The sequence below is a fragment of the Cupriavidus sp. 01L46 genome (assembly GCF_056399905.1).
In genome coordinates this window covers 1-3272 of the sequence record NZ_JBFTSF010000472.1, presented here as the reverse complement: position 1 = coordinate 3272, position 3272 = coordinate 1, and the positions used below count along the sequence as shown (strand labels likewise).

The 3272-nt window shown below is 64.8% G+C and carries 3 protein-coding genes; all 3 read right to left on the bottom strand.

Going from position 1 to position 3272, the window contains the following annotated elements; translation table 11 throughout:
• The coding region (locus tag AC1DS3_RS37025) for a phosphoribosyltransferase (protein ID WP_477129179.1) at nucleotides 1-493 on the bottom strand (493 nt) is incomplete at its 3' end.
• 152 nt (nucleotides 494-645) lie between these two features.
• Nucleotides 646-1986 carry an adenylosuccinate synthase gene (locus AC1DS3_RS37020; RefSeq protein WP_441640354.1) on the bottom strand — a complete coding sequence of 447 codons (1341 nt, stop codon included), beginning with the start codon at nucleotides 1984-1986 and terminating at the stop codon, nucleotides 646-648.
• A gap of 114 nt (nucleotides 1987-2100) precedes the next feature.
• Nucleotides 2101-3264, bottom strand: coding sequence for an ATP phosphoribosyltransferase regulatory subunit (locus AC1DS3_RS37015; protein WP_441640353.1), 1164 nt, complete (start codon nucleotides 3262-3264; stop codon nucleotides 2101-2103).
• Nucleotides 3265-3272: the final 8 nt, after the last annotated feature.

The window sequence follows — 3272 nt, the reverse complement described above, 5'->3', positions numbered from 1 at the left end:
GCGTGTCGTACTCTTCGAACGGCTGATGAATCCAGGGGTTCGTCGGCAGGTAGGTCACGTGGTAGTCCGGCTTGACCTTGGAGCAGGCCTTGTACCACAGCACGGACGAACGCACTTCCGTCACGGCRGGATAGCGCTCCTGCAGATGGCGACCCACGCGCTCCAGCGTGACGCCGGAATCCACCAGGTCATCGACCAGCAGGATCTTGCCGGAGAGGTCGCCCTTGGTCATCGTGATGTACTGCGCAATATCGAGGTCGCCCTGCTGCGTGCCCGCCGCCTCGCGGTAGCTGCTGGTGGCCAGGATGGCGAGAGGCACGTCAAAGATACGGGACATCTGGTCGCCAACGCGCAGGCCACCGCGGGCCAGGCACAGGATCTTGTCGAATTTCCAGCCCGACTCGTGGACGTTCAGCGCCAGACGCGCGATCAGGCTGTGGTAGTCGTCCCACGAGATCCACAGGTTCTCTTCGTCGTTCGATGGCAGGGTCATGATTGTTTTAGCTCTTCGGCTTTAGGCTTGAGGTCTGTCGACCGATAAAGTTTCGGCCCGCTTGCGCGGGCCGATTTGCTCTTGTGCAGCTGCCGTCTTTTTGCCTGCGCGGCCTCGTTCAGCCGCGCGGCGCCCTTACGGGCAAGACAACATCAGGCTACGTACGGGTGACGCAGCAGGATGGTTTCGTCGCGGTCCGGGCCGGTCGAGATCATGTCGATCGGGATGCCGACCACTTCCTCGACGCGCTTCAGGTAGGTGCGCGCCTGTTCCGGCAGCGCATCCCAGGCCTTCACGCCGAACGTGGATTCGTTCCAGCCCGGGAATTCCTCGTACACCGGCACGCAGCGCGCCACGGCATCCGAGCCACGCGGCAGGATGTCGACGGTCTTGCCGTCCAGCTCATAGCCCACGCACAGCTTGAGGGTTTCAAGGCCATCCAGCACGTCGAGCTTGGTCATGCAAAGACCCGACACGCCGTTGATCTGCACCGAACGCTTGAGCGCGGCGGCATCGAGCCAGCCGGTACGGCGCGGTCGCCCGGTCACCGAGCCGAACTCCTTGCCGACGTTGGCCAGGCGCACGCCCACCGGGTCCTGGCGCTTGGGGTTGTCGTTGTCGTACAGCTCGCTGGGGAACGGGCCTGCGCCCACGCGGGTGCAGTACGCCTTGGTGATGCCCAGGATGTAGTTCAGGCGGCCCGGGCCAACGCCAGCACCGGCAGCGGCCGCACCGGCCACGCAGTTGCTGGAGGTAACGAACGGATAGGTGCCATGATCGACGTCGAGCAGCGTGCCTTGCGCGCCTTCGAACATCAGGTTGCCGCCGGCAGCATTGACCGCGTACAGCTCGGCCGACACGTCGGCCACCATCGGGGCCAAGCGCGGCGCGTACGCCAGCATTTCGTCGAGCGTCTGCTGGTAGTCGACCGCTTCCGCGCCCAGGTACTGGGTCAGCATGAAGTTATGCAGGTCGAGGTTCTCGCGCAGCTTTTCGGCGAAGCACTTGGGATCGAACAGGTCCTGCACGCGCAGCGCGCGGCGGGCCACCTTGTCTTCATAGGCCGGGCCAATKCCGCGGCCGGTGGTGCCGATCTTGTCGGCGCCACGGCGCACTTCACGGGCCTTGTCGATGGCCACGTGGTACGGCAGGATCAGCGTGGTCGCTTCGGAAATGCGCAGGCGGTTCTGCACCTGCAGGCCGGCGGATTCCAGTTCCTCGATCTCACGGAACAGCGCCTCCGGCGACAGCACGACGCCGTTGCCGATGTAGCAGATCGTGCCTTCACGCATGATGCCCGAGGGGATCAGGCGCAGGATGGTCTTCTTGCCGCCGATGATGAGCGTATGGCCGGCATTGTGGCCGCCCTGGAACCGCACCACGCCCTTTGCATGATCGGTAAGCCAATCGACGATTTTTCCCTTGCCTTCGTCACCCCATTGGGTGCCGATCACGACGACATTGCGTCCCTGGCTTACTGCAGAAGCGGACATGTTGATTTTGGTCAGTGGGTTAAAAACGTATTTTACTCTCGTTGCAGGTCAACTCCCCGATTTTGGGGAGATCGGCCCGCAACGCGGGGGAATTCCGCGGCTTGGCGCTTGCGCTCAGGCCCCGGCGCTACGTGGAATCACCGTCCAGCCGCCATCCTGGCGTACCAGTTGGCGGTCGCAGTTGAACTCGTCGAGCTGGTGCGTGTGCCCCGGCAGCGACTGGATGACGATCTCGCCAGCGGCGCGCAGCGCGGTAATCGCGGCGCGCAAGGCAGGATCCGCATCCCACGGCGCAAAAATGGCAAAAGCGCGCACTTCCAGCGGCGAAAGCGAGGCTACTTCGCGCAAATCCAGTGAGAAGCCGGTTGCCGGCCGGGCGCGGCCAAAGGCCTCGCCGACCTTGTCGTAGCGGCCACCGCGCGCCACGTAGTTGGGCAAGCCAGCCACATAGGCGGTAAACATCACGCCACTGTGATAGTGGTAGCCACGCAGGTCGGACAGGTCGATATTGACGCTCGCCCCGCTCACTTCCGCGGCCAGCGCAGCCAGTTCGTCCAGCGCACGGCCAATCACCGGGCTCGCCGGCAGGGTCGCGCGGGCGCGCTCGATCACCTCTATGCCGCCGTACAGCGTCGGCAGCGCCAGCAGCGCGTCGCGCTCAGCCTGCGGCATGCCTTCGGTCAGCTCGCGCAGTGCCGACACATCCTTGGTTTCCAAGGCTGCGAACAGCGCGTCCTCGATCTTGCGGCTGGACGGCAGGCCGTCCAGCAACGCTTCCAGGATGCCCGCGTGGCAAAGGTCGAGACGGATCTCGGTCAGGCCGGCAACCTGCAGCGCAGCCAGCATCAGGGCCTGGATTTCCACATCCGCTTCCAGGCCGGCATGGCCGTAGATCTCCGCGCCAACCTGGATCGGCTCGCGGGTTGCGCGAAAGCCGGCCGGGCGAGCGTGCAGCACATTGCCGGCGTAGCACAGCCGGGTCACGCCGGAGCGGTTCAGCAAGTGGGCGTCGATGCGGGCGACCTGCGGCGTGATGTCGGCGCGCAGGCCCATGGTCCGGCCGGAGAGCTGGTCGACCAGCTTGAGCGTGCGCAGGTCGAGGTCGTGCCCGGTACCGGTGAGCAGCGATTCCAGGTATTCCAGCATCGGCGGCATGACCAACTCGTAGCCRTAGGTGCGGAACAAGTCCAGCATGCGGCGGCGCAGTTCTTCGATCTTGCGGGCCTCCGACGGCAGCACGTCGGCGATGTTTTCAGGCAGGAGCCAGTGATTGGACATGGTAAATC